The organism is Salinicola sp. 4072 (genome assembly GCF_036663415.1).
GTDB classification, from domain to species: domain Bacteria; phylum Pseudomonadota; class Gammaproteobacteria; order Pseudomonadales; family Halomonadaceae; genus Salinicola; species Salinicola salarius_A.
Genome location: NZ_JAXOVV010000006.1, coordinates 59,925 through 86,498, shown reverse-complemented (window position 1 = coordinate 86,498; position 26,574 = coordinate 59,925). Strand labels below are relative to the sequence as shown.

Below are 26,574 nucleotides of genomic sequence, written 5' to 3'. Positions count from 1 at the left end.
ATCAGGAAGGGATCTATGACCGAGACGACCGTCATGCCAACGCCCGAGACCAAGAAGCCGGCACGCGCCGAGCGCGGTGTCAAACTGCGCGGTGCCGAGAAGGTCTCTCGGATTCCCGTCAAGGTCATTCCGACCGAAACGTTGCCGAAGAAGCCGGACTGGCTGCGAGTCAGAATGCCGGTTTCTCCCCAGGTCACCCATATCAAGCAGACCCTGCGCAAGCACGGGCTGCACACCGTCTGTGAAGAAGCCTCCTGTCCTAACCTAGGCGAGTGCTTCAGTGGCGGGACGGCGACCTTCATGATCATGGGCGATATCTGTACCCGCCGTTGCCCCTTCTGCGATGTCGCGCATGGGCGACCCAATGCGCTCAACGAGAACGAGCCTCGCGAACTGGCGGAAGCCATTGCCGAGATGCGGCTCAATTACGTCGTGGTGACGTCCGTGGATCGCGATGACCTGCGTGATGGCGGAGCGCAGCATTTCGCCAACTGCATTCGCGAGATTCGTCGCGATAGCCCGGACATCGAGATCGAAGTGCTGGTTCCGGATTTCCGCGGACGCATGCAGGTGGCGCTGGACATTCTGGAAGGCGAAGCGCCGGACGTCTTCAACCACAACCTGGAAACGGTGCCGTCGCTCTATCGCAAGGTCCGCCCAGGCGCGGACTATCAGTGGTCGCTGGACTTGCTGAAAGGGTACAAGGCGCGCCGCCCGGAAGTGATGACCAAGTCAGGGTTGATGCTCGGGGTCGGGGAAACCGACGAGCAGGTCATCGAAGTCATGCGCGACCTGCGTGCTCACGATGTCGATATGCTGACCCTGGGCCAGTACATGCAGCCCTCTCGCAATCACCTGCCTATCGATCGTTGGGTGCATCCCGAGACATTCGATTGGTTTGCCGAGCAGGGCAAGGCCATGGGGTTCAAACATGTGGCATCGGGGCCGCTGGTGCGTTCGTCCTATCATGCCGACAAGCAGGCACACGGGGTAGAGGTGAAGTAAGCGTGCCTCGTCAGGAAGACGTTAACGGGCCTGCCGATAAGATCGGCAGGCCCGTTCTGTCTCTGCCTGGTCCCGTTCTGTCCCTGCCTGGTATTTTTTTCATGCCGGAATGCGATATGACGATCCGTTTGGGTCATTGGCAGCAGGTATGCATCCAAAGAGGTCTTTCAGGCGTATTCAATGACCGTTCGTCACGTACGTACCACGGATCATCCGAACAGGATTTCACGTGCGCCGCGCCAGGCGGTCGTCACGCTTCGGAGAATTATCTTCTAAGAACTATCTTTGAAGAATTATTTCGCGATTTTTCTGTCCGGAACCACGTTGGCTGTGCGGCGTTGATAATTTCTCGAACCTGAGGAGTAAGAGTCCGCTCTATGATTGCACCGGATATGCCCCATAACGAAGTCGAGCGTCTAACTGTCTTGCGGGATCTACAGCTGCTCGATTCGGAATCCGACAAGGGGTTCGACCGTTTGACGGAATTGGCGACGCAGATTTTCGACGTGCCTTTGTCGATGATCACGCTGATCGACGAAGAGCGTCAGTGGTTCAAGTCACACCAGGGCTTGAAGGTCTGCGAGACGCCAAGGCGGATTTCTTTCTGTGGCCACGTCGTGGCCGACGGCCAGCCGATGGTGGTCAACAATGCCTTGCGGGATGCACGTTTTTCGGACAACCCGATAGTGACAGGAGACCCATTCATTCGCTTCTATGCTGGCTATCCGCTGTTCGTGGAGCCGGAAGCCTGTGTGGGCACGCTATGTCTGATTGGCATGCTTGCCCGGGCTTTCGAGGAAACCGATATGCAGCGATTGAAGCTTCTTGCTGCTCAGGCCGAGGAGCTGATCCAGCTGCATGTCCTTCGCGTCCAGGCGAATCAGCGTGATCGGGCCTGAGCGCTGAAGTCCTCTTTAACCCTCATCAGCAGGAAGACACAGCAGCGTCGGCGTCTCTATCGGTGTCATCGGGGCCCGGAAGTGTGCGTTCAATTCCGGCAGCAGTTCCCGCACGAAGCGTAGAAAAAGCTCCGTGACTGGCGTCGGGTAGCGATCCTTGGGGTAGACCGTGCACCACGAGCGTTTCAGAGGGAAGCCGGGAATGCGCGGGCTGGCGAGCAGTCCGGAAGCCAGCTCCAGCTGCACAGCCAGGCGTGGAAGCACGGCCACACCCAGGTGCGCCATGACGCCCTGCTTGATGGCTTCATTGGTACCGAGCTCGATGGTGTGGTGCAGGGAGATGCGCTCCCTTGCTGCAAAATCCTCGAATGCCGTCCGTGCGCCGGAGCCCGGCTCCCTCATCAGCAGATAGTGCCGCGCGAAATCCTCGAGCGTCGCCCGCTCGGCCGTGACCAGCGGGTGGCCCGGCCAGACCACCGGTATCAATTCATTGTCCAGAATGGGCATGAACACCAGATTGGGGTCGTCCGGCACCATGCCCATGATGACCAGATCATCTCGTCTCTCCGCCAGCCGTTCGAGGGCCTGTGCCCGGTTGCAGACGCGTAGCCGAATCTGGACTTCCGGATAGCGGGCGCGGAAGCGCGCCAGAATGTGCGGCACGACGTACTGCGCGGTCGAGACGGCTGCGAGGTTGAGTTCGCCCCGGATCGTGCCCGCCAGCTCCGACAGCTCCATCTGCAGGCTCGAAACCTGACCGAAGATCGACTGCACGGACGCGGCCAGCGCATCGGCGGCGGGCAGTATATGGAGTGTCTTGCCGGCGTACTTGAACAGTGGCTGGCTCAGCGCCTGCTCGAGCTGTCGGATCTGAGCGCTGACGGCAGGTTGCGTCAGGCCCAGCTGTTCGGCAGCGCGTGAATAGGATTGCTGACGATGAACGGCCTGGAAGACCTGGAGCTGACGGAATGTCAGACGATTGAGCAGGTTGGGACGCGACATTCAGGATGCTCTCACGGTCAGGTATAACGTTTAGCTTATAGGTTGGCAAAAAAATATCAATTTTTCTATTGGTACCCGGATCGCTAGCGTAGGGAGACGATAACAAAGCGTCGCCACGCACAAACCGGGAGGGCAAACGGTGTTTAAAAAGCTGCTTATCGCCAACCGCGGCGAGATTGCCGTGCGTATTGTACGAGCCTGCGCCGAGATGGGCATCCGTTCGGTTGCGATCTATACCGAACCCGACCGTTTCTCCCTGCATGTCAAAGGAGCGGACGAGGCCTATTTCGTCGGTGACGAACCGCTGGCGGGCTATCTGGATCCGCGGCGGATCGTCAACCTGGCACGGGAAACCGGCTGTGATGCCATTCATCCCGGCTACGGCTTTTTATCCGAAAGTGCCGAGTTTGCCAGGATCTGCAGTCAGGCGGGTATCGCGTTCGTCGGCCCGAGTGCCGAAGTGATCGCCAGGATGGGCGACAAGACCGCCGCGCGAACGGCGATGCGTGAGGCGGGCGTGCCGGTGACCCCGGGTTCCGACGGCAATCTCGCCAATCTCGACGAAGCGCTGACGGTTGCCGAAGAGATTGGTTATCCGATCATGCTCAAGGCGACATCCGGCGGCGGCGGGAGAGGGATTCGCCGCTGCGACACGGCCGACCAGCTCCGGCAGGCCTGGGATCGCGTGATTTCCGAGGCGACCAAAGCTTTCGGTAGCGCGGAAGTGTTCATGGAGAAATGCATCGTCGATCCGCTGCACATCGAAGTTCAGGTGCTGGCGGACAGCCACGGTGGGGTCATCCATCTGTTCGAGCGCGACTGCTCGATCCAGCGCCGCAACCAGAAGCTGATCGAAATTGCGCCCAGTCCTCAGCTGACCCCGGAACAGCGCAGCTACGTGGGCAAGATGGCGGTGCGTGCCGCCCATGCGGTCGGCTACCAGAATGCCGGTACCGTGGAGTTCCTGGTCAAGGACAACGAAGTCTTCTTCATGGAGATGAACACCCGGGTCCAGGTCGAGCACACCATCACCGAGGCGATCACCGGCGTCGATATCGTCCGTGAACAGTTGCGCATTGCCGCAGGCGACCGGCTGGCCTATCGCCAGGAGGATATCCGCCACCAGGGCTATGCCATCCAGTTCCGAATCAACGCCGAGGATCCCAAGAACGACTTCCTGCCCAGCTTCGGTCGCATCACCCGTTACTACGCGCCCGGCGGCCCCGGCGTCCGCACGGACACTGCGATCTATACCGGCTATACCATTCCGCCGTACTTCGATTCGATGTGCCTCAAGCTGATCGTCTGGGGCATGACCTGGGAAGAGACCCTCAATCGTGGCATTCGGGCGCTGAACGACATGCGTCTGCAAGGGGTGAAGACCACCGCCCCCTACTACCAGGAAATTCTGCGCCATCCCGATTTCCGGGCCGGGCATTTCGACACCGGGTTCGTTCCCGCCCATCCCGAACTGCTCAACTACTCCGTCAAGCGCAACCCCGAAGAGGTGGCGTTGGCGATCGCGGCGGCCATCGCGGCTCACGCTGGACTTTGAACGCGCCGAATGGATCAGAATCAGGATCAGGAGAAAAAGATGAACAACGCCGACTCGTCATCCGTCAAGATCAGCGACGTCGTCCTGCGTGACGGGCATCAGTCATTGATCGCCACGCGCATGAAAACCGAAGACATGCTGCCGATCTGCGCCAAGCTCGACGCGATCGGGTTCCATTCGCTCGAAGTCTGGGGCGGCGCCACGTTCGATGCCTGCGTGCGTTTCCTCAAGGAGGATCCCTGGGAACGCCTGCAGTCGCTGCGCGAAGCGCTTCCCAATACGCCGCTGCAGATGCTGCTGCGGGGGCAGAACCTGCTTGGGTATCGCCACTATGCGGATGATGTGGTGGAGCGCTTCGTGGCGCGCTCGGCCGATAACGGCATCGACATCTTTCGGGTCTTCGATGCGCTGAACGACCTGCGCAATCTGGAGACCGCGATGAAGGCAGTCAAGGCCAGCGGCAAGCATGCGCAGGGCACTATCTGTTATACCGTCAGCCCCGTCCACACCCGGGACATGTATGTCGAGCAGGCCAAGCGGCTGGTCGACATGGGCGCCGATTCGATCGCCATCAAGGACATGGCCGGGCTGCTGACGCCTTACGCCACCGGCGAACTGGTGGCGGCGCTGGCCGAGGCGGTCGACGTGCCGATCCACCTCCATGCCCACGCGACGTCCGGGCTGGCTTCCCTGAGTCAGATGAAGGCCGTCGAGGCAGGCTGTCGCCATATCGATACCTGCATTTCCGCCTTCGCCGGTGGCACCAGTCACCCCTCTACCGAGGCAATGGTGGCGGCGTTCCAGCAGACGCCTTATGACACCGGTCTGGATCTGGTCGCGCTGAAGGAGATCGGCGACTACTTCCGGGAAGTGCGCAAGAAATATGTGGCATTCGAAAGCGAGTACACCCGCGAGGATGTGAGCGTACAGATCTGGCAGGTGCCGGGGGGCATGATGTCCAACCTGGCCAACCAGATGAAGGAGCAGAATGCGCTGGGTCGGATCCAGGACGTCTTCGACGAAATTCCGAAGGTCCGTGCCGATCTGGGGTACCCGCCGCTGGTGACGCCGACATCGCAGATCGTCGGGACTCAGGCCGCCATGAACGTGTTGACCGGCGAGCGCTACAAGTCGATCACCAACGAGGTGAAGCGCTACCTGCTGGGTGGCTACGGCCAGCCGCCAGCGGAGGTGAATGCCGAGGTGCGGCGCAAGGCGATCGGCAACGAACCGGTCGACGAAGGCCGGCCGGCCGACCAGCTCAAGCCGGAGATGGTGAAGCTGAAGCAGGATATCGGTGAGCTGGCCGACAGCGAGGAGGACGTGCTGACGTTTGCCATGTTCCCTGATCTGGGACGCGAATATCTGCAAGGGCGACGCGACGGTACACTGACGCCGGAAGCGATTCCGTCAACGGAGGCCGCTGGCGGTGCCGGACGGCCGGTTTCCGAAGGGGTGCCTACCGAGTTCGTCATCGACGTTCATGGTGAATCCTACGAAGTGCAGATCACCGGGGTCGGCAGCAGCAGTGGCAGCAAGCGCCGCGTCTACCTGACGCTCGATGGCATGCCCGAAGAGGTCGTGTTCGAGGCCAAGGACGAGTTCGTGCAGGAAGGCAAGAGCGGAGGGCGCGCCAAGGCCAGCTCGCCGGGGCACGTTACCACGTCGATGCCGGGCAACATCGTCGATGTGCTGGTCGCCGAAGGTGACAGCGTCGAGGAAGGGCAGGCCGTACTGATCACCGAAGCCATGAAGATGGAGACGGAAGTGCAGGCGCGGGCCAGCGGCACGGTCAAGGCGGTTCATGTGGCCAAGGGCGACCGCGTGACACCGGGCGAGGTTCTGATCGAAATCGAGTGAGCGCATGATGCACTCCCTCGATGAAGGCAATAAAAAAAGCGGAGCCGTGGCTCCGCTTTTTTTCATCCCGTGCGAACGGAGGCTCTCGATCACTCCTCGACCTGAATGATCTTCATGGTATTGGTGCCGCCATGAGCGTTCATGTGATCGCCGCGGGTCAGGATGACGAGATCGCCCTTGCTGGCGAGCCCGAGGCTGACCAGCTCCTTGATCGCACCGCTGTTGATCTCGGTCAGCGGGAAGCGGGAGCTATCGAAGACCAGCGAGACGACGCCACGATAGAGCGCCATGCGACGCTGGACCAGCGGTGTCTCGGCCAGCGCGACGATCGGCAGGCCGGAGCGGATGCGCGAGGCGATCAGCGGCGTGTAGCCCGACGCGGTCAAACAGGCGATGGCGACCACGCCGGAAAGGTGGTTGGCCGCATACATGGCAGACAGCGCCAACGTTTCGTCAATCCGGCTGAAACCTTCATGGATGCGGTGCTGGGACTGCTGGGCCGCCCGCTCGCGCTCGGCGCCCAGGCACAGCCGGTTCATGGCGCGAATGGTCTCGACCGGGAAGTCGCCGGCGGCGGTTTCTGCCGAGAGCATCACCGCATCGGTACCATCCAGAACCGCGTTGGCGACGTCGAAGACTTCCGCGCGGGTCGGCAGCGGCGACTCGATCATCGATTCCATCATCTGAGTGGCGGTGATGACGACCTTGTTGAGTGTACGGGCGCGGGCGATGATCCGTTTCTGCACGCCGATCAGCTGGGCATCGCCGATCTCGACGCCGAGATCGCCGCGGGCGACCATCACCGCTTCCGAGGCACGGATGATATCGTCCAGCGTTTCCGGGTCGGCAACGGCTTCGGCGCGCTCGATCTTGGCGACCAGGCCGATCTCCTGACCCGCTTCGCCCAGCAGCTCGCGCGCATACTGCATGTCGGCGCCACTGCGCGGGAACGATACGGCCAGATAGTCGACGCCGATATCGATCGCGGTCTTGAGGTCTTCCTTGTCCTTCTCGGTCAGCGCCGCAGCGGAAAGGCCGCCGCCCTGCTTGTTGATGCCCTTGTTGTTGGTCAGCTTGCCGCCGACCTTGACCGTGGTGAAAATCTGCGCACCTTCGATACGGTCGACTTCGAGCACCAGGCGACCGTCATCCAGCAACAGGGTGTCGCCAGTCTCGAGGTCGTCGGCCAATTCCTTGTAGTCGCAACCGACGCGTTCGCTGTCGCCGGCATCGCGATCCAGCGACACGTCCAGCACGAAAGGCTGGCCTTTTTCGAGTTTGACGCCGCCTTCGGCAGCAAAGCGGGCGATGCGGATCTTGGGACCCTGGAGATCGCCCAGTGCTGCCACCGCACGGCCGTGACGATCCGCCGCTTCGCGAACGGCCTTGAGTCGGCGGCGGTGATCTTCCGGATTCCCGTGGGAGAAGTTCAAGCGAACGACGTCGACCCCGGCTTCGATAATGGCATCCAATACTCCCTCGCGGTCCGTAGCAGGACCCAGGGTGGCGACGATCTTGGTGCGGCGAATCGGACCGTGAAACGCGTGCTGCATGGAAATTCTCCTGGCAACTGAATGAGTCGTCCCGCCGCGCTGAAAAGCCATGGATCGAGTCGCAACGGTGACATGTGGTTATTTTACAACAAGGAGCCCGTCTTGTCCGAAGCGCTGTTACTGCCCCATCCCGGATAAATGTGCCACAGACAACGCTTCGCAGGTATGGCCGACGTTTCAACGGGGGGCCGCTTCTCGGCATCGGATGGCGAATAGACCGCCACAGGCCCCGGAGACTGTTGGCGTTGGCAGTATAAAAGCCTTTCGCGACGACGACGTTACGGATTCGAGTGTAGCGTGCAAGCGCCAGACGCGACATGGATGAAAGGCCCGAAAAGCCCAAGACGACACGACGGCGTAACTTGGAATTCTTCTCGTTAGCCCCATGATGAAGGGCCATTGACATGGCACCGCCAACGTTGGGCAAAGTCAAGCTACGGCTGGCGCCATGAGAAAGGCTAGGGTAGGGTAGGCGGATTTTCCGGTCGGCCCCACTCCCTGCCGTCGAGCACGCCACCGGCTGGGACCACCGCTATATAAAGAAGCAGGAGCGCTATGGGCAAGTCACTGGTTATCGTTGAGTCGCCGGCCAAGGCCAAGACCATTAACAAGTATCTCGGCAACGATTTCGTGGTGAAATCGAGCGTCGGGCATATTCGTGATCTGCCGACCAGTGGTTCTTCCAAGCAGGCCAGCGATCCTAAGGAGCGCGCGAAGCAGGCGGCAATCACCCGCAAGATGTCGCCGGAAGAGAAGGCGGAGTACAAGAAGCAGAAGCAGTGGGATCAACTGGTTCGGCGCATGGGTATCGACCCCGAACATGGCTGGCGGGCCAATTACGAGATCCTGCCGGGCAAGGAGAAGGTGGTCGATGAGCTCAAGAGACTGGCCGACAAGAGCGATACGATCTATCTCGCGACCGATTTGGACCGTGAGGGAGAGGCGATCGCCTGGCACCTGAAGGAGACCATTGGCGGCGACGACTCGCGCTACAAACGCGTGGTGTTCAACGAGATCACCAAGAATGCCATCCAGGAAGCCTTCAAGCAGCCCGGCACACTCAACATTGCCCGTGTCGAGGCGCAGCAGAGTCGCCGGTTCCTGGATCGCGTCGTGGGCTTCATGGTCTCGCCACTGCTCTGGAGCAAGGTGGCTCGTGGCCTCTCCGCTGGCCGTGTGCAATCGGTAGCCGTACGTCTGATCGTCGATCGTGAGCGCGCTATTCGGGCATTCAACCCGGAAGAGTTCTGGGACGTTCACGCCGACCTCGTCACCGCCGATGGTGAACCGATCCGCTTCGAGGTGGTCCGCGAGAACGGCGAGACTTTCCGTCCTACCTCCGAGAAAGAGACCCACGACCGCATCGCGCCGCTGCGTCAGGACATGCTCGACATCACCAGCCGCGAAACCAAGCCGACCAGCTCCAAGCCCAATGCGCCGTTCATTACTTCGACGCTGCAGCAGGCTGCCAGCGGACGACTGGGTTACTCCGTCAAGAAGACGATGACGCTGGCCCAGCGGCTCTACGAGGGCGGCTACATCACCTACATGCGTACCGACTCCACCAACCTCTCCCAGGATGCAGTCGCAGGCGTGCGCGATTACATCCAGTCGGAGTTTGGTGACCGCTACCTGCCGGAAGCGCCGAATCGCTACTCGAGCAAGCAGAACGCCCAGGAAGCGCACGAGGCCATTCGTCCTTCCAACGTCAAGCAGCGGGCCGATGACCTGCCCGTCGAGCGCGACGCCCAGCGGCTGTACGAGCTGATCTGGCGTCAGTTCGTCGCCTGCCAGATGGTGCCGGCGGAATATCTCGCCACCACGCTGACCATCGAAACGGCCGGATTCGAGCTCAAGGCTCGTGGCCGGGTGCTCAAGTTCGACGGCTACACCCGCGTGATGAAGCCGGTGGCCAAGAAGGACGAGCAGGCGCAATTGCCGGATATCGGCGAGGGCGCGACACTCGAGGTCGAGCAGATCGATCCGCAGCAGCACTTCACCAAGCCGCCGGCGCGCTACACCGAAGCAAGCCTGGTCAAGGAGCTCGAGAAGCGCGGCATCGGCCGCCCGTCGACCTATGCGGCGATCATCTCCACCATTCAGGACCGAGGCTACGCCAAGCTCGACAACCGGCGTTTCTATGCCGAGAAGCTCGGCGAGATCGTGACCGATCGCCTGGTGGAATCGTTCAACGACCTGCTGGACTACGGCTTCACCGCCCGCATGGAAGACCGACTCGATGAGGTCGCCGAGGGGCACGAGCAGTGGCAGAAGCTGCTCGATGCTTTCTATGCCGACTTCAAGCAGAAGCTGGAGCGTGCCGAGGGCGAGGATGGCATGCGGCCCAACGAGCCCATCGAGACCGACATCGCGTGCCCGACCTGTGGCCGCCCGATGCAGATTCGCATCGCGTCGACCGGCGTGTTCCTGGGCTGTTCCGGCTACAACCTGCCGCCGAAGGAGCGCTGCAAGACGACCATCGATCTGATCCCGGGAGAGGAAGCCGTCCCCGCGGATGCCGACGAGGCCGCCGAGACGGAAGCGCTGCGCGCCAAGCGTCGTAACCCGAACACCGGCACGGCGATGGACAGTTACCTGATCGACGAGGGCCGCAAGCTCTATATCAGCAACGATGACGACGGCTACTACGAGATCGAGCAGGGGCGTTTCCGGATCAAGGGCTACGATGGTCCCGTGATCGAATGCGACAAGTGCGGCTCCGAAATGCAGCTCAAGAGCGGTCGCTTCGGCAAGTATTTCGCCTGCACCAACGAGGGTTGCGGCAACACTCGCAAGTTGTTGAAGAGTGGCGAAGTCGCGCCGCCCAAGATGGATCCGATTCCGATGCCGGAGCTGGCCTGCCAGAAGGTCGACGATCACTACGTGCTGCGCGACGGCGCCAGCGGCCTGTTCCTGGCGGCCAGTCAGTTTCCCAAGAACCGGGAAACCCGCCCGCCGCTGGTCAAGGAGCTGAAGGCGCACGCCGACGCTCTGCCCGAGAAGTACCATTTCCTGCTCGAAGCGCCGAGCGAGGATCCTGACGGTCGACCGGCGCAGATCCGCTTCTCGCGCAAGACCAAGAGCCAGTTCGTCATGACCGACGAAGAGGGCAAGGCAACCGGCTGGCGTGCCGTCTACGAAGATGGCCGCTGGCAGGTGGAGGACAAGCGCAAATGACCTCGGTGGCCCGTACCAATCAGCTGCTTTATCAGGCTGAACTGTTGCTGACGATCGAGCCGGGCGACGACGAGCACGCGACAGCGCGCCGCATGGCGCTGGAGGAGGCCGCGCTGGGCCAACTGGGGCTGGCACTGGATTCCGTGCTAAGAGAAGTCACCGAGCATACCGATCTGCCCCACGACGGTTGGCAGGCGTGGCTGCGGGCGACGGGGGGCAATGTGGCCGAGCTAGAACGGCTACGGGCCTTGTCCCGTGATCCCGAAAGCTGGCTGGGTATTTTGCTTGCGCGGTTGCAGGCGCTGCACGGCGCCGACGGCGTGGCCCGCCGCGATGCACGGGCCGGGCTGATTGCCAGCGCTGGCGCCCCATCGCTGGGCGATACGCTGCGCTGGTGCCATCGTGAATTCAAGGCGCTGCTGCCGGCGCTGCGCGAAGGCAGTAGCGAGTGGTGACTGGCTCGGGGTAAACGTGTTAGCCTGAATCCAGACATCAACGACCGGGGCCCAGGCTCTGGTCGTTTTTTATTGGTCCCGTTCTTTTATTCGAGTCGTCACTCCATGAAAGAGAGTGACAAGAGAGGTGAGCCGTGTCCGATATCGCGATTCTGGAAATCGTCGAACTTGCCAACGGAGAAGTGGTGCTGCGACCGGCAGAGGCAACGGGTGAACCGCTCGTCTCGATCCGCTTCTCCGAAGAGGCCGTCGAGCTGCTGCGACGCAGCCGCTTCGACGTGGCCCGCGAAATGCTCGATCATGCAATCACGCGGACCCACCTGTGGGAAGGCGATGAAGAAGATGCCGCCGAAGAAGCGCCGGCGACGGTCCACTAGCCGGCTCTGCGTCCTCTGGCCCGTGAGGGGGCGGCACAATCCTGCCGCGATCCGTGGCGCTGACTGACGCGGACCGCTGTGTCCCTTACTGCATCAGACCCGCTACCAGCGCCATGACCACGGCGATGGCGGCCGATGCCAGTGCGGTCACCAGTAGCGCGCGACGCCGGGTGGCGCTGAAAGTGAAGAAGGTGATGAAAGCGATGGTCATCGCGAGCATTGAGATGGTCCAGGCGTAATTAGCCATAGAGCGTGCAGCTCCTGCATCGAAAGTATGGGATTCGTTGACGGCGCATTATACAGATCGCGAGAGCCACTGCGGCGTTTGCGAATCCGCGGTGATGCATGGGGGTACGGCGAGAGCGTTCGGACGACGAGGGGTAGAGGCGCGATGAAAACGGGATGGCCCACTACCGAGAGCGGTGCGCTTCGCTTTTCGACGGTCATGGCCGCGCTCATTGGAGGGCTTGCGCTCACGGTTGCGGTGCTTTCCGGTTCCCAGGCGATCCTCCTCGACGGGCTTTTCAACGCCATCTATGCCGTGGTCGGCGTCTTCACACTGCGCGTAGGGCGGCTGGTCGTGGCCCCCGATGACGATACCTATCCGTTCGGGTACGGCTACTTCGAGTCGATGGTCAACGCCTGCAAGGGCTTGCTGATGCTGGGCGTGTCGGCGCTGGCGCTATTCAATTCGATCACGGCACTGCTGACGGGCGGCAACACGATCGCGGCGGGCATCTCGATCGGCTACGCCTGTCTGGCAACGGCAGCCTGCACGCTGGCGGTCCTCGTGCTGCGGCGTGTCAGTCGTCATGTCAGCAGTCCGTTGCTCGAAGCCGATATCGACAACTGGCGCGTCAACGCGCTGATCTCCGCCGCGGTGCTACTGGCTTTCTGTCTGATCCCCCTAGTGCAAGCGCTAGGCTGGCATGCCGTCGTTCCCTACGTGGACTCGTGGCTGGTGATCGCGGTCGTGCTGCTTTGTCTGGGGGTTCCCGTCCGCGTTGCCAAGAATGCGATTCTGGAGCTGCTCAACCGCTCGCCGCGGCCCGATGTGGTCGACCCGGTACGCGCGGCGATCACGGCAGCGCTGGCGGCGTTGCCCACCGATGCCATCTATATCCGTATGGTCCGGCCGGGCCGGATGCTCTATGTCACCGTTCATGTCGTACTCGTCAAGGGTCACCCGCTCTCCATCGAGGAGGCGGACCGGTGGCGAGCGACCCTCGATGCCAGCGTTCGCCGGATCTCGACGCCGGTGCTGGTCGAAACCCTGTTCACCGGCGACCGTCGCTGGGCGGCACCCAGCGCCGGCCTTGGCGAAGCCGAGAGCTGACGTTGGCGATCAGCGCAGCTTGGTCAGCCGCAATTCGGCCAGTTGAGCGGGCGGCAGGAAGGAGTCCGAGCGCGCCTCTTCCCAGTAGTTCCGGAAGACGGTGTGTTCGCTGTTGCCTTCGAGCAGTTCGTCCGGCTTCAGGAAGGTGAACAGCTTGTCGTAAGACTGGATCTCGTCGGCGGATACGCGCCGAATGATATGTTCCGGGCCGAGTTCCGAGGGGTGTTGCAGACCCGCGGCGGCGAGCATCTCGGCCAGGCCCTTGAGCGTATTGCGGTGAAAGTTGTAGACCCGCTCGGACTTGTCGGCGACATCCAGGTGGCGGCTGCGCTTGGGATCCTGGGTCGCCACGCCGCTGGGGCACTTGTCGGAGTGGCAGTTGAGTGCCTGGATGCAGCCCAGCGAGAACATGAAGCCGCGTGCAGCATTGCACCAATCGGCACCCAGCGCCAGGGTCCGGGCAATGTTGAATCCGGAAGTGATCTTGCCGGCGGCGCCGATCTTGATCTCTTCGCGCAACCCAGCGCCGACCAGGGTGTTGTGCACCAGCATCAGCGCTTCGGTCAGCGGCACGCCCAGACGGTTGATGAACTCCAGCGGTGCGGCTCCCGTTCCGCCTTCTCCACCGTCGACGACGATGAAGTCGGGGCGCTGGCCGGTCTCGCGCATGGCCTTGACCATGGCGAACCACTCCCAGGGATGGCCGATGGCCAGCTTGAAGCCGATGGGCTTGCCGCCGGACAGCTCGCGCAGGCGGCCGATGAAGGTCATCAGCTCCAGCGGCGTGGAGAAAGCGCTGTGGCCGGCAGGGGAGACCACGTCCTCGCCCATGGGCACCTCGCGCGCCTCGGCGATCTCGGCGGTGACCTTGGCGGCGGGAAGGATGCCGCCGTGGCCCGGCTTGGCGCCCTGCGACAGCTTGATCTCTATCATCTTGACCTGTTCGTCGCGCGCGTTGGCGGCGAAACGCTCTTCATTGAAGCTGCCGTCGTCGTGGCGACAACCGAAGTAGCCGGAGCCGATCTCCCAGACCAGATCTCCACCGTGAATCCGGTGATAGCGAGAAATCGAGCCTTCGCCGGTGTCGTGATAGAACTTGCCTTTGCGAGCGCCGGCGTTGAGCGATTCGATGGCGTTGCCGGACAACGAGCCGAAGCTCATGGCCGAAATATTGAACACACTGGCGGAATAGGGCTGGCTGCAGAGGCTGCCGCCGATCCGGACCCGGAAGTCGCTGTCGTCGATATGGGTCGGTCGCAGTGAATGGTTGATCCACTCGTGGCCGGGCGCATACATGTCGATCAAGGAACCGAAGGGCTTCTTGTCGCTCTCGTTCTTGGCCCGCTGGTAGACGACGGCGCGCTGTTCCCGGGAGAACGGACGCTCGTCGAGGTCGGACTGGATGAAGTATTGACGAATCTCCGGCCCGATCGACTCGAGGATATAGCGACAGTGCGCCAGAATGGGATAGTTGCGGCTGACGGTGCGGTGCTTTTGACGGATATCGTGAATCCCGAGCCAGGACAGGCCGCCGAAGATGACCACGCCCCACCACCAGTATGAGGATGAGGCAAGCCCGACGAGGGAAACGGCCAGCAGGCAAAGGCTGGCGATGAAGACGGCATTACGTGACGGTAGACGAGAAAGGCCAGTAGCGTAGCTCATGCAAACATCGGCTCCAGAAAGGTGAAATCGCGGCGGGCTGGGGCTGCCGCGACCGCCAAGGATAGCGCAACGCCTTGCGTTGCGGCCAATGTCACGCGGGACTACGTTGAGGCATCGTCACTACGTTGAGGCAGTTGCGTCCATGTCTCGCGCCGGGAGAGCGGGAATGGATGTCGAGTCGCCGCGTGCCGGCATGCCGGTTTTTCGCTCATTCAATGCAAGGAATGCTTGAACTTGCGACACCATCGATCGCTTTTGCGTCTGCGGCTGGTCCTGCTCGTGCTGCATGGCTATGTCGGCTGGCGCCTGCTGTCCGGGCTCTCGCTGGGCGTCTGGAGCAATATCGTCGGCGCCGGTTACCTGCTCACCAGTGCGCTGCTGATGCCCTGGGTGGTCCGGGTGACCTGGCTCAACGGTCGCTGGTTCGCCTGGCCGGTCGCAGTGATGACGGGGGTATTCTCCTTCCTGCTGCTGCTCACGCTGGCCCGGGACATTCTGCTCGCGACCTGGCACGTGGCGACTGCGCCGACGGCCTTGCTGGTCGCCGGTAGCGCCTGGGGCGTGCTGATCGCAACGTCAGTGTTGTCGGTCTATTCGGTGTGGCAGGCGAGAAGGGTGCCCCGCGTCGTCGACGTGTCGGTGCCGCTGGCCGGGTTGCCTGCCGCGCTGGAGGGGCTGGCGATCGTTCAGTTGAGCGACTTGCATATCGGCCCGACGATCAAGCGCCAGCACTTGCAGCGCATCGTCGAACGGGTCAATTCGCTGACCCCGGATCTGGTCGCGATAACCGGTGATCTGACCGATGGCCGCGTCGCGGAACTGGAAGAAGACCTGGCGCCGTTGGCGAACTTGAGAGCTCGCCATGGCGCATTCTGCGTGACCGGCAATCACGAGTACTACAGCGAGGCCGAGGCGTGGGTCGCCGCCTTTGAACGTTTGGGCATGCGCGTGCTGATCAACGAGTGCGACCCTGTCGAGCATGACGGGGCGGTACTGGCCGTTGCCGGCATTACCGATCTGTCGGCGGGGTACTACGTCCCGGCGCATCGCAGCGACCCGGTGCTGGCTGCCCGTGACATACCGCCGGGAGCGACGCGCCTGCTGCTCGCGCATCAGCCCAATTCCGCGCCCGTGGCGGCAGAGGCCGGGTTCGACCTGCAGCTTTCCGGCCATACTCACGGCGGGCAGATATGGCCCTGGAGCCTGCTGGCGCGTCGTGCCAACCGCTTTCTGGCCGGGCTGGGCAAGGAGGGGCGGATGTGGGTCTATACCAGCCGGGGTACCGGCTACTGGGGGCCGCCGATGCGTTTTGGCGCGCCCGCCGAGATCACGCGGATTTGGCTGCGCCGGGCAGACTGAAGAGCCACGAGCCACGAGCCACGAGCCACGGCGGCGTCGGGCCGCTGTAAAAAAGAACGCCAGCGATGATGTCGCTGACGTTTTCGTGGAATAGCCGCGGTCTAATTTTTCGCAGCTCAGGCCGCCTTGGCCTTGCGGTTGAGGGTTTCCAGCAGCGCGTCGATGCGCTGGAAACGATCTTCCTCCTTTTCCATATCACCGTGGAAGCGCAGTGTGTCGGCACCGTCGAGCTTGTACTCTGCCGGATGACGCTGGATCAGCTCGACCAGCGTCATCGGATCGACCTGCGGGTCCGGGCCGAAAATCACCCGGCCGCGTTCGGCTCCGGCTTCCAACTTGGCGATGCCGAGGCGCTCGGCGCGCTGGCGCAGTCTCGTCTGACGGAACAGTGTCTTGAGCGGCGCCGGTAGCAGGCCGAAGCGGTCGATCATCTCCACCTGCAGTTCCTTCAGCGCTCCCTCGTCGGCTGCGCTGCTGATGCGCTTGTACATGATCAGGCGCTGCTGAACGTCGGGCAGGTAGTCGTTGGGAATCAGCGCCGGCAGGTTGAGGCTGATTTCCGTGCCCTCATCGAGCGGGGCTTCGATATTGGGCGTCTTGCCGGCCCGGATCGCCTTGACCGCACGATCGAGCATCTGCATGTAGAGGCTGTAGCCGATGGTTTCCATCTGGCCGCTCTGCTCGTCGCCGAGCAGTTCGCCCGCGCCGCGGATTTCCATGTCGTGGCTGGCGAGCGTGAAGCCGGCGCCGAGATCGTCGCTTTGGCTGATTGCCTCGAGCCGCTTGATCGCATCCTTGGTCATCGCCTTGGGCGGCGGCGTCAGCAGGTAGGCATAGGCCTGATGGTGGCTGCGTCCGACCCGGCCGCGCAGCTGATGCAGCTGGGCCAGGCCGAACTTGTCGGCGCGCTCGATGATGATGGTGTTGGCGCTGGGCACGTCGATGCCGGTCTCGATGATGGTCGAGCAGACCAGCACGTTGAAGCGCTTATGGTAGAAGTCCGACATGACCCGTTCGAGGGCGCGCTCCGGCAACTGGCCGTGAGCCACGCCGACGCGGGCTTCCGGCACCAGCTCGCGGATCTTTTCGGCACTGGCTTCGATCGTCTTGACCTCGTTGTGAAGGAAGTAGACCTGGCCGCCGCGAAGCACCTCGCGCAGGATCGCCTCCTTGACCACCGGCTCGTTGCGCTGCTGCACGAACGTCTTGACCGAGAGGCGTCGTGCCGGGGGCGTGGCGATGATCGACAGATCGCGAATGCCGTTCATGGCCATGTTGAGCGTGCGCGGAATGGGTGTCGCGGTCAGCGTGAGAATATCCACCTCGGCGCGCATTTGCTTGAGGCGCTCTTTCTGAGCGACGCCGAACCGATGCTCCTCGTCGATGATCATCAGGCCCAGGTTGGAGAATTTGACCGACTTGGAGAGCAGCTTGTGGGTGCCGATGACGATGTCGGCACGGCCTTCTTCGATGCGCTTCAGGGCATCGCCTTCCCCCTTGCCGCCGGTGAAGCGCGACAGCATCTCGATCTGCACGGCAGTATCGGCGAAGCGGTCGCGGAAGTTGTCATAGTGCTGCTGGGCCAGCAGCGTGGTAGGCACGAGTACCACTACCTGACGGCCGGAACTGACGGCCAGGAACGCGGCGCGCATGGCGACTTCGGTCTTGCCGAAGCCGACGTCGCCACAGACGACGCGATCCATCGGCCGCGGTGCGGTCATGTCGGCGATCACCGCCTCGATGGCAGCGTGCTGGTCAGGGGTCTCCTCGAACGGGAAGCTCGCCGCGAAGCGCAGATATTCCTCGCCGGGCATGTCGCTGGCGAATCCTTCCCTGGCCTCGCGCCGGGCGTAGATGTCGAGCAGCTCGGCAGCGGTGTCGCGGACTTTCTCGGCCGCCTTGCGCTTGGCCTTGTCCCAGGTGTCCGAGCCCAGCTTGTGCAAGGGAGCGAGTTCGTCGGTGGCGCCGGCATAGCGCGAGATGAGCTGAAGGTTGTCGACCGGCACGTAGAGCTTGGCGCCACCGGCATACTCCAGCGCCAGGAACTCCGCCGCCTGGCCGCCGGCAGTGATCATCTCCAGGCCCAGATAGCGGCCCACGCCATGATGCTGGTGCACAACGGGCGCACCGGGGCGCAGCTCGGAGAGGTGGCGCACGGCCAGCTCGTTGTCGTCGGTCGCCTTGGCGCGGCGGCGCGTCTGGCGCACGACTTCGCCATAGAGCTCGGTTTCGGTGATGACCGCGATAGCGGGATCGCCCAGCCAGAGCCCTTCGTCCAGCGCCCCCTCGGCGATCGCGAACGGCTGACGGCCATCCAGAAAGTCCTGCCAGCCGTCGATGTGGGGGATATCCCGATGCAGTGGCGCCAGCGCTTCGTCCAGCGCTTCGCGGCGCCCGCGGGACTCAGCGACGAACAGAATGCGCAGATCACGGTGAGCCTCGAGAAACGCTTCCAGCGTCGCCAGAGGGTGCTGGGCGCGGGCGTTGATCGCGACCGCCGGCGGTGATTGGGTCGCGCTGGGGATGACGTGGCGTGAGGCGGGATCGGTCACGAATTCGAGACGGGGGTGCTGCTTGATCGCGGCAAAGACCTCGGCGGCGGGGACGAACGCCTTGGCCGGCGGCAGCAGCGGGCGAGTCGGGTCGACGCCGAGGTTCTCGTAACGCCCTTCGATCGAGAGCCAGTGATGTTCGGCGGCTTCGAAGACGTCGGGAAGCAGCGCAATGCGTGTCTGCTCCGCCAGGTGTTCGAACAGCGTGGCGGTCTCCTCGAAGAACAGCGGCAGGTACTGTTCGAGGCCGGGGGAGGGGATGCCCTTGATCGCGTCCACATAGAGCGGGCACTGCCGCGGATCGACGTCGAAGAGGGTCTCGAACCCTTCCCGGAAGCAGGCGATCGCCGAGCGCGACAGCGAATACTCGTGCGCTGGCAGCAGGTCGATGCGCTCGATCTTGTCCTGCGTGCGCTGGGTGTCCGGGTCGAAGCGCCGCAGCGTGTCAATCTCGTCGTCGAACAGGTCGATGCGCAGTGGGGCGTCCGTCCCCATGGGGAACAGGTCGATCAGCGAGCCGCGCATGGCGTACTCGCCCGGCTCGTAGACGGTTTCCACCGCACGATAGCCGGCCCGCGACAGGCGTTCCCTGAAATTCTCCCGATCGAGCCGATCACCGGTCGCCAGTGTCAGCACGCGCCCGGCCACGTAGTCGCGTGGCGGCAGCCGCTGCATCAGGGTGTTGATCGATACCAGCACGATCCCCTGGGTGCCTTCCTGCAGTTCCCGCAGCGTTCTGAGCCGTGCCGAGACGATATCCTGGTGCGGCGAGAAGCTGTCATAGGGCAGCGTTTCCCAGTCGGGAAACGGCATTACCGGCACGTCGGCATAGAAGCGCAGCGTGCTCTCGAGGCGCTGCGCGCTTGCCGTATCCGGCGTCACCACCAGCAGTGGTGCGTCATCGGCCAGGCGCGCCAGCGTCAGCGCGGTAGCGCTTCCCTGAGGCAGTTGGCAATAGGTGGTTTCGCGCGTGCCGGTCGGCAGAGGCGGGGCGAGCGGTGTGAAATGCGACATGAGCCTTTCGGAGAACGAATTTACGTGCAGGGATGATAGCAGGCTGTCGCAATGGCGGGGGTGTCGCGCCCCATTTCTTGCTCCGATTTCCGTTGCCGAACGTCAGGCATCGGCGGCGGCGCGTGTAGTGAAACTACAACATTTGCGACTACGCAGCGATTGCGGGGCGTTTCGTAGGATGCAGATAATACTCGGGTTTTTGGTCAGGCGGATGCTCCGAAGCGATGTTGGTGACCGCTCTATGGACAGCGGCAGCGATCCGTTTGACCGACGCGTTCGATGCGCCAATTCGACCCCAAATTCGATCAGAGAGAGGCCCGCTTGTGAGTCAGGAACAGCTCGATACCGTCTTCCAGGAGTGGCAGGACAACGAGGCTCGCGCGGAGGAGATGATTCCGCTTCTGGGCAAGCTCTATCGTCAGTACAACGTGATCCCTTCGCTATTCGGGCGGTCGTTGATCAATCGTTCCGTGACGCGGATTCTCAAGAACCATCGTTATGTTCGCAAGGTCGAGGGGACCGAGCTTTCGGTCGCCGACACGCTGCCGATGGTGCGAGCCATGACCGAACTGAATCTGGGACCGGCGCATATCGATATCGGTCGACTGGGCGTGGCGTTCAAGCACTCCGGCGAAAGCGATGTCGTGGCGTTCCTCGAACGGGAGCTGGCCGACATCGTCGGTGGTCACGACGGTAGCGGCATGGGCGGAGAGCCTCAGGACGTCGTGCTTTACGGCTTTGGCCGCATCGGCCGCATTCTGGCGCGCATCCTGATCGAGAAGGCCGGTGGCGGTAACCTGCTTCGGCTGCGTGCCATCGTCGTTCGCGGCAGCGGTGACGACCTCGAGAAGCGAGCCAGCCTGCTGCGTCGCGATTCCGTCCACGGGCCGTTCTCCGGTTCGATCGACATCGATCACGACAACCATGCGCTGATCGCCAACGGTCACTACATCCGCATGATCTATGCCGATTCGCCGGCCGAGATCGACTACACCGCCTACGGCATCGACAACGCCATCGTCGTCGACAATACCGGCAAGTGGCGCGACCGGGAGGGGCTGGCGCAGCACCTGCAATCCAAGGGGGTTGCCAAGGTTCTGTTGACGGCGCCGGGCAAGGGCGACCTCAAGAACATCGTTCACGGCATCAATCACCAGACTATCGGGGAAGAAGACCGCATCGTGTCTGCGGCTTCATGCACCACCAATGCCATCGTGCCGGTGCTCAAGGCCATCGACGACGAATACGGGATCGTCCATGGCCATGTCGAGACCGTCCATTCCTACACCAACGATCAGAACCTGATCGACAATTATCACAAGGGCGATCGCCGCGGACGCAGTGCACCGCTCAACATGGTGTTGACGGAAACCGGCGCGGCCAAGGCGGTGGCCAAGGCGCTGCCGGCGCTTTCCGGCAAGTTGACCGGCAATGCGATCCGCGTGCCGACGCCCAACGTCTCGATGGCGATCCTCAACCTGTCGCTGGAGAAAGAGACAGACCGCACGGCGCTCAACGAGTACCTGCGCCAGATGGCGCTGCACTCGCCGATGCACAAGCAGATCGATTATGTCGATTCGCCGGAAGTGGTGTCATCGGACTTCGTCGGCAACCGCCACGCAGGGATCCTGGATGCCAAGGCGACCATTGCCGACGGCAAGCAGGCGGTGCTCTACGTCTGGTATGACAACGAGTTCGGCTATAGCTGCCAGGTAGTGAGAATCCTGCAGTACATGTCCCGCGTCTGTCACCGGTACCTGCCGGCCACGCCCTGATTCGTCCATTGGACTTTAGTCTAAAAAGTCTCGGCAGGGCCGAGACTTTTTCGTTGTCCGGCGGCCGGGTTGCGTGCCGGCGAGTAGTCTTCGGGGGCCGGCATCATTATAATGGTGCGCGTTTTTCGGCGTGGTCCATCGAAGTCATGGGCCATGGAAGTCACCCTTTCTGATAAGAAAAGCATTCGGATTCCGTGACGTCACCTTCCTGTTCTTCCTGAGCCTTGCTGCGGGAGTCGGACATGCTTGGCGTCCGTCGAACCTTTTTCCTTATCGACATCAGATTCGACAACTGGGCGAGACTATGATCGAAGTCAAACGAGGCCTGGACCTTCCCGTTGCCGGGGCGCCGGAGCAGCGTATCGACGAAGGGCGCGCCGTGCGTCATGTCGCGCTGCTCGGGTCCGACTATGTCGGCATGAAGCCGACCATGGAGGTCCGTGAAGGCGATCGCGTGAAGCGGGGCCAGGTGTTGTTCACCGACAAGAAAGTGGCCGGGGTTCGCTATACAGCCCCCGGCGCCGGCGAGGTGGTCGCGATCAACCGGGGCGAGAAGCGTCGCCTGTTGTCGGTGGTCATCAAGCTCGACGAGGAAGAGCAGAGCGAAACCTTCACGGCCTACGGTGCGGACGGACTGGCGTCGCTCTCACGGTCGCAGGTGGTCGATCAACTGGTCGAGTCCGGCTTTTGGACGGCGCTGAGAACGAGGCCTTTTTCCCGAGTGCCGGCGCTCGACGCGGTGCCGGCCGATATCTTCGTGACGGCCATCGATACGCATCCGCTGTCGGCCGACCCCAAGGTGATCATCGACGCCGATAGCGACGCCTTCCGCCAGGGGCTGCAGGTCATCCGCCACCTGACGCCCGGCAGGGTCTTCGTGAATCGTCGCGGCAATGCCCAATTGCCGGGAGACGATCTGGAGGGCGTTCAGGCCGAGGGCTTCGAGGGGCTGCACCCGGCAGGGCTGGTGGGTACGCATATTCACTATCTCTCGCCGGTCGGTCTGCAGCGCCAGGTATGGCATCTTGACTGTCAGGACGTGATCGCCATCGGCAAGCTGTTTGTCGAAGGTCGCTTCGATCCGACCCGCGTGGTCGCCGTCGGCGGGCCGCGAGCGAAGAATCCGCGTCTGGTCCGTACCCGTCTGGGAGCCAGCAGCGAGGAGCTGTTGGAAGGCGAGATCGAAAAGCCGGAGGATACGCGCGTCATCTCCGGATCCATTTTCGGCGGTACGCAGTGCGAGGGAAGTCGCCAGTTCCTGGGGCGTTTTCACCGTCAGTTCTCGCTGCTGGAAGAGGGCAACAAGCGCGCCTTCATGGGCTGGCTTTCGCCGGGGCGCAACCGTCATTCGGTCATGGGTATCTATGTTTCCCAGTTCCTGGGACTGCCCAACTACGCACCCAATACGTCGACCAACGGGTCCGAGCGTGCCATGGTGCCGATCGGCGCGTACGAGAAGGTCATGCCGCTGGATATCATGCCGACCCAGCTGCTGCGCTCGTTGATCGTTGGCGACATCGAATCGGCCATGCAGCTCGGCTGCCTGGAGCTGGATGAAGAAGACCTCTCGCTGTGCACCTATGTGTGCCCCGGCAAGTACGAGTACGGTCCCATCCTGCGCGACAACCTGACCATGATCGAGAAAGAGGCCTGATGATGGGGATTCGCAATACGCTCGACAAGCTGGAGCCTCATTTCGAGAAGGGCGGCAAGTACGAGAAGTTCTACGCGCTCTACGAGGCGGTCGATACGATCTTCTATTCGCCCCCCAGCGTCACCAAAAGCATGACTCACGTGCGCGACGGGATCGACCTGAAGCGCATCATGATCACGGTCTGGGCCTGTACGTTCCCGGCCATGTTCTTCGGCATGTACAACGCAGGCCTTCAGGCCAACCTGGCGATTGCCGATGGCTTCGGTGCGATCGCTGGCTGGCGTGAAGCGGTGACCATGGCGCTGGCGGGGAGTCACGACCCGGGCAGCATCTGGGCCAATTTCGTGCTGGGTGCGACCTACTTCCTGCCGATCTATCTGGTGACGTTCGTCGTGGGCGGCTTCTGGGAAGTCCTGTTCGCGGTCAAGCGTGGCCACGAAGTCAACGAGGGCTTCTTCGTCACCTCGGTGCTGTTCGCGCTGACGCTGCCGGCGACCATCCCGCTGTGGCAAGTGGCGCTGGGCATCACCTTCGGCGTAGTGATCGGCAAGGAGATCTTCGGCGGAACCGGCAAGAACTTCCTCAACCCGGCACTGACCGGCCGTGCTTTCCTTTATTTCGCGTACCCGGCTCAGATTTCCGGTGACAGCGTCTGGGTGCCGGCCGATGGTTTCACCGGTGCCACGGCCTTGTCCAACGCTTCGCTCAATGGCATGGAAGGTCTGCATCAGCAGTACAGCTGGTGGGATGCCTTCTTCGGCTTCATCCAGGGTTCCGTGGGGGAAACCTCGACGCTGGCGATCCTGATCGGCGCGGCCGTGCTGCTGCTGACTCGCATCGCGTCCTGGCGCATCATGGCGGGTGTCATGCTCGGCATGATCCTGACCGCGTCGCTGTTCAATGTCATCGGCTCCGACAGCAACCCGATGTTCGCGATGCCGTGGTATTGGCACTTGGTGCTGGGTGGCTTCGCCTTCGGCATGGTGTTCATGGCGACCGATCCCGTGTCGGCGTCGATGACCGATCGCGGCAAGCTGATCTTCGGGGCGCTGATCGGTGTGATGACCGTTTTGATCCGCGTGGTCAATCCGGCCTTCCCGGAGGGCATCATGCTGGCAATCCTGTTTGCCAACCTGTTCGCGCCGCTGATTGATCACATCTTCGTGCAGGCCAATATCAAACGTCGCCAGAAGCGACTGGCGAGCCTGACGCCCACCGAGAAGGAGGCTGTCTGATGGCGAGCAACAACTCGATCAAGAAGACGCTGATCGTCGCATTTTCCCTCTGCGTCATCTGCTCGGTGGTCGTCTCATCCGCAGCCGTGGTATTGAAGCCGAAGCAGTTGCAGAACCAGGCGCTCGACCGTAAGAGCAACATCCTGCAGGTCACGCAGCTCTACAAACCGGGCGATGACATCGAGGAGAAGTACGCTGAGCTGATCACGCCGCGTGTGGTCAATCTCGAAACGGGTGAATATTCCGAGAGCCTGGATCCGGATACCTACGATCAGTTCGACGCCGCTAGAGACCCGGCAACGTCGCGCACGCTGTCGGGCGATGACGATATCGCGGGTATCGGCCGGCAGGAGAAGTTCTCGACGGTCTATCTCGTCGGGAATCCCGACGATCCGGACCAGATTGTCATGCCGATCCGCGGCCAGGGGCTGTGGGGGCTGATGGAGGGTTTCTTGTCCGTGCGTGGCGATGGCAATACCATCGTAGGGCTGTCCTACTACGATCAGTCCGAAACCCCGGGTCTCGGTGGCGAGGTAGACAACCCGCGCTGGAAGGCCAAGTGGGACGGCAAGAAGATCTACGAGGATGGAGATTTTCAGGATCCTCAGATTCAACTCGTGAAAGGCGGTGCCAGCGGCGAGTACGAAGTCGATGCGCTGTCGGGAGCCTCGCTCACCAGCCGAGGCGTCACCAACATGTTGCGGTTCTGGCTGAGTGAAGAGGGTTACGCCCCGTATCTCGCCCGGTTCCACGACGATTCCCAAGGAGGAGCGTGAAGATGGCTACGGACTCCGTAAAAGACGTCGTTCTGTCACCGGTCTTCAAGAACAACCCGATCGCCCTGCAGGTGTTGGGGATCTGTTCCGCGCTGGCGGTGACCAACTCCATGAGCGTATCGCTGGTCATGGGTCTCGCGGTCATTGCCGTGACGGCCTTCTCCAGCATGTTCGTCTCGCTGATCCGCAATCACATTCCGTCGTCGATCCGCATCATCGTGCAGATGACGATCATCGCGTCGCTGGTCATCGTGGTCGACCAGGTCCTGCGGGCCTACGCCTACGAGATGTCCAAGCAGCTGTCGGTATTCGTCGGTCTGATCATCACCAACTGTATCGTCATGGGGCGTGCCGAGGCCTACGCCATGCAGAACGGCCCGGTGATGAGTTTCCTCGATGGTGTCGGCAACGGGCTCGGATATGCCGTCATCCTGCTGATCGTCGGCTTCGTTCGTGAGCTGCTGGGGTCGGGCAGCGTCTTCGGTCTGACTATCCTGCCGACCGTACAGAATGGTGGCTGGTACGTGCCCAACGGGCTGATGCTGTTGCCGCCGTCAGCCTTCTTCGTCATCGGTCTGCTGATCTGGATATTGCGCTCGCTCAATCCCGAGCAGGTCGAGAAGACGGAATACCGCATCGTTGCCAACAGCAAGGCCAAGATCAAGGAGACTGCCAATGTTTGAGCACTATCTCAGCCTGTTCGTGAAGGCGGTCTTCGTCGAGAACATGGCCTTGGCGTTCTTCCTGGGCATGTGTACGTTCCTGGCCGTCTCCAAGAAGATCTCTTCGGCGATCGGGCTAGGCATTGCGGTCGTCGTGGTTCTCACCATCACGGTGCCGGTCAATAACCTGATCCTCAACTATCTGCTCAAGGCCGGCGCGTTGAGCTGGACCGGCCTCGAGGGCGCCGAGAACATCGATCTCAGCTTCCTGGGGCTGTTGAGCTATATCGGTGTCATCGCGGCGATCGTTCAGATCCTCGAGATGTTCCTCGACAAGTTCGTGCCGGCGCTCTACAACGCGCTGGGCGTGTTCCTGCCGTTGATCACCGTCAACTGCGCCATCATGGGTGCCTCGCTGTTCATGGTGCAGCGTGACTACACCTTCGGCGAGTCGGTGATCTACGGTGCTGGCGCAGGCGCTGGCTGGGCCTTGGCGATCATGGCGCTTGCGGGTATCCGTGAAAAGCTCAAGTACAGTGATGTGCCCGGCAGCCTGCAGGGGCTGGGGATCACGTTCATCACGGCCGGTCTGATGTCGTTGGGCTTCATGTCCTTCTCCGGCATCCAGCTCTGACGCCAGCAAGACCCATGGCGTTCAGGCAA

At 62.3% G+C, this 26,574-nt stretch carries 20 protein-coding genes; 15 read left to right on the top strand and 5 right to left on the bottom strand.

Annotated elements, in window-relative coordinates; genetic code table 11:
• Nucleotides 1-15: 15 nt before the first annotated feature.
• The gene (gene lipA / locus R3F72_RS06595; protein ID WP_218777032.1) at nucleotides 16-1,005 is read left to right on the top strand and encodes a lipoyl synthase; all 990 of its coding nucleotides are present in this window, start codon (nucleotides 16-18) and stop codon (nucleotides 1,003-1,005) included.
• Between the two features lie 377 nt (nucleotides 1,006-1,382).
• Nucleotides 1,383-1,904, top strand: coding sequence for a GAF domain-containing protein (locus tag R3F72_RS06590; protein ID WP_087719848.1), 522 nt, complete (start codon nucleotides 1,383-1,385; stop codon nucleotides 1,902-1,904).
• Between the two features lie 15 nt (nucleotides 1,905-1,919).
• On the opposite strand, the gene R3F72_RS06585 is transcribed toward R3F72_RS06590, so the two are convergent.
• Nucleotides 1,920-2,906: a LysR family transcriptional regulator gene (locus R3F72_RS06585; RefSeq protein WP_087719847.1), complete on the bottom strand. Its 987-nt coding sequence runs from the start codon at nucleotides 2,904-2,906 to the stop codon at nucleotides 1,920-1,922.
• A gap of 139 nt (nucleotides 2,907-3,045) precedes the next feature.
• Between R3F72_RS06585 and R3F72_RS06580 the strand changes: the two genes are divergently transcribed.
• Both R3F72_RS06580 and oadA read left to right on the top strand, forming a co-directional pair.
• Nucleotides 3,046-4,461: an acetyl-CoA carboxylase biotin carboxylase subunit gene (locus tag R3F72_RS06580; protein ID WP_087719846.1), complete on the top strand. Its 1,416-nt coding sequence runs from the start codon at nucleotides 3,046-3,048 to the stop codon at nucleotides 4,459-4,461.
• 39 nt (nucleotides 4,462-4,500) lie between these two features.
• Complete coding sequence (oadA, locus tag R3F72_RS06575; protein ID WP_303854545.1) at nucleotides 4,501-6,321, top strand: sodium-extruding oxaloacetate decarboxylase subunit alpha; 1,821 nt, start codon at nucleotides 4,501-4,503, stop codon at nucleotides 6,319-6,321.
• An 89-nt stretch (nucleotides 6,322-6,410) separates the two neighbouring features.
• Here the strand turns inward: oadA and pyk are convergent, their stop codons facing one another.
• On the bottom strand, nucleotides 6,411-7,874 hold the full coding sequence (gene pyk / locus R3F72_RS06570; RefSeq protein ID WP_087719845.1) for a pyruvate kinase: 1,464 nt from the start codon (nucleotides 7,872-7,874) through the stop codon (nucleotides 6,411-6,413).
• Between the two features lie 555 nt (nucleotides 7,875-8,429).
• On the opposite strand from pyk, the gene topA reads away from it, so the two are divergent.
• The 3 genes from topA to R3F72_RS06555 all read left to right on the top strand — a co-directional run bounded on the left by topA (nucleotide 8,430) and on the right by R3F72_RS06555 (nucleotide 11,883).
• A complete protein-coding gene (topA, locus tag R3F72_RS06565; RefSeq protein ID WP_087719844.1) occupies nucleotides 8,430-11,051 on the top strand; it encodes a type I DNA topoisomerase in 2,622 nt (873 codons plus the stop codon).
• Entirely contained in the window at nucleotides 11,048-11,506 is a 459-nt protein-coding gene (locus R3F72_RS06560; protein WP_303854544.1) for a DUF6586 family protein, read from the top strand. Before topA ends, R3F72_RS06560 begins: the two co-directional genes overlap by 4 nt.
• Before the next feature lie 134 nt (nucleotides 11,507-11,640).
• On the top strand, nucleotides 11,641-11,883 hold the full coding sequence (locus R3F72_RS06555; protein WP_071233109.1) for a hypothetical protein: 243 nt from the start codon (nucleotides 11,641-11,643) through the stop codon (nucleotides 11,881-11,883).
• Between the two features lie 85 nt (nucleotides 11,884-11,968).
• Here the strand turns inward: R3F72_RS06555 and R3F72_RS06550 are convergent, their stop codons facing one another.
• A complete protein-coding gene (locus tag R3F72_RS06550) occupies nucleotides 11,969-12,130 on the bottom strand; it encodes a hypothetical protein (protein ID WP_179208918.1) in 162 nt (53 codons plus the stop codon).
• A 144-nt stretch (nucleotides 12,131-12,274) separates the two neighbouring features.
• Here R3F72_RS06550 and R3F72_RS06545 point away from each other — a divergent pair, with 144 nt between their 5' ends.
• Nucleotides 12,275-13,219: a cation diffusion facilitator family transporter gene (locus R3F72_RS06545; protein ID WP_332779234.1), complete on the top strand. Its 945-nt coding sequence runs from the start codon at nucleotides 12,275-12,277 to the stop codon at nucleotides 13,217-13,219.
• Between the two features lie 9 nt (nucleotides 13,220-13,228).
• Here R3F72_RS06545 and R3F72_RS06540 read toward each other — a convergent pair whose 3' ends face one another.
• Nucleotides 13,229-14,884: an FMN-binding glutamate synthase family protein gene (locus tag R3F72_RS06540; protein WP_332779233.1), complete on the bottom strand. Its 1,656-nt coding sequence runs from the start codon at nucleotides 14,882-14,884 to the stop codon at nucleotides 13,229-13,231.
• 234 nt (nucleotides 14,885-15,118) lie between these two features.
• On the opposite strand from R3F72_RS06540, the gene R3F72_RS06535 reads away from it, so the two are divergent.
• Entirely contained in the window at nucleotides 15,119-16,243 is a 1,125-nt protein-coding gene (locus R3F72_RS06535) for a metallophosphoesterase (protein WP_332779232.1), read from the top strand.
• A gap of 116 nt (nucleotides 16,244-16,359) precedes the next feature.
• Here the strand turns inward: R3F72_RS06535 and mfd are convergent, their stop codons facing one another.
• Entirely contained in the window at nucleotides 16,360-19,809 is a 3,450-nt protein-coding gene (gene mfd / locus R3F72_RS06530) for a transcription-repair coupling factor (RefSeq protein WP_332779231.1), read from the bottom strand.
• A 323-nt stretch (nucleotides 19,810-20,132) separates the two neighbouring features.
• Here mfd and R3F72_RS06525 point away from each other — a divergent pair, with 323 nt between their 5' ends.
• The 6 genes from R3F72_RS06525 (at nucleotide 20,133) to nqrE (ending at nucleotide 26,545) form a co-directional block, all read left to right on the top strand.
• Nucleotides 20,133-21,584: a glyceraldehyde-3-phosphate dehydrogenase gene (locus R3F72_RS06525; RefSeq protein ID WP_332779230.1), complete on the top strand. Its 1,452-nt coding sequence runs from the start codon at nucleotides 20,133-20,135 to the stop codon at nucleotides 21,582-21,584.
• A 304-nt stretch (nucleotides 21,585-21,888) separates the two neighbouring features.
• A complete protein-coding gene (locus R3F72_RS06520) occupies nucleotides 21,889-23,238 on the top strand; it encodes a Na(+)-translocating NADH-quinone reductase subunit A (RefSeq protein WP_332779229.1) in 1,350 nt (449 codons plus the stop codon).
• Complete coding sequence (locus R3F72_RS06515; RefSeq protein WP_332779228.1) at nucleotides 23,238-24,473, top strand: NADH:ubiquinone reductase (Na(+)-transporting) subunit B; 1,236 nt, start codon at nucleotides 23,238-23,240, stop codon at nucleotides 24,471-24,473. Before R3F72_RS06520 ends, R3F72_RS06515 begins: the two co-directional genes overlap by 1 nt.
• On the top strand, nucleotides 24,470-25,249 hold the full coding sequence (locus R3F72_RS06510; protein ID WP_332779274.1) for a Na(+)-translocating NADH-quinone reductase subunit C: 780 nt from the start codon (nucleotides 24,470-24,472) through the stop codon (nucleotides 25,247-25,249). Before R3F72_RS06515 ends, R3F72_RS06510 begins: the two co-directional genes overlap by 4 nt.
• A 2-nt stretch (nucleotides 25,250-25,251) precedes the next feature.
• Complete coding sequence (locus R3F72_RS06505) at nucleotides 25,252-25,932, top strand: NADH:ubiquinone reductase (Na(+)-transporting) subunit D (RefSeq protein ID WP_332779227.1); 681 nt, start codon at nucleotides 25,252-25,254, stop codon at nucleotides 25,930-25,932.
• The gene (gene nqrE, locus R3F72_RS06500; RefSeq protein WP_071233099.1) at nucleotides 25,925-26,545 is read left to right on the top strand and encodes an NADH:ubiquinone reductase (Na(+)-transporting) subunit E; all 621 of its coding nucleotides are present in this window, start codon (nucleotides 25,925-25,927) and stop codon (nucleotides 26,543-26,545) included. The genes R3F72_RS06505 and nqrE overlap by 8 nt, the downstream gene beginning before the upstream one ends.
• Nucleotides 26,546-26,574 lie beyond the last annotated feature (29 nt).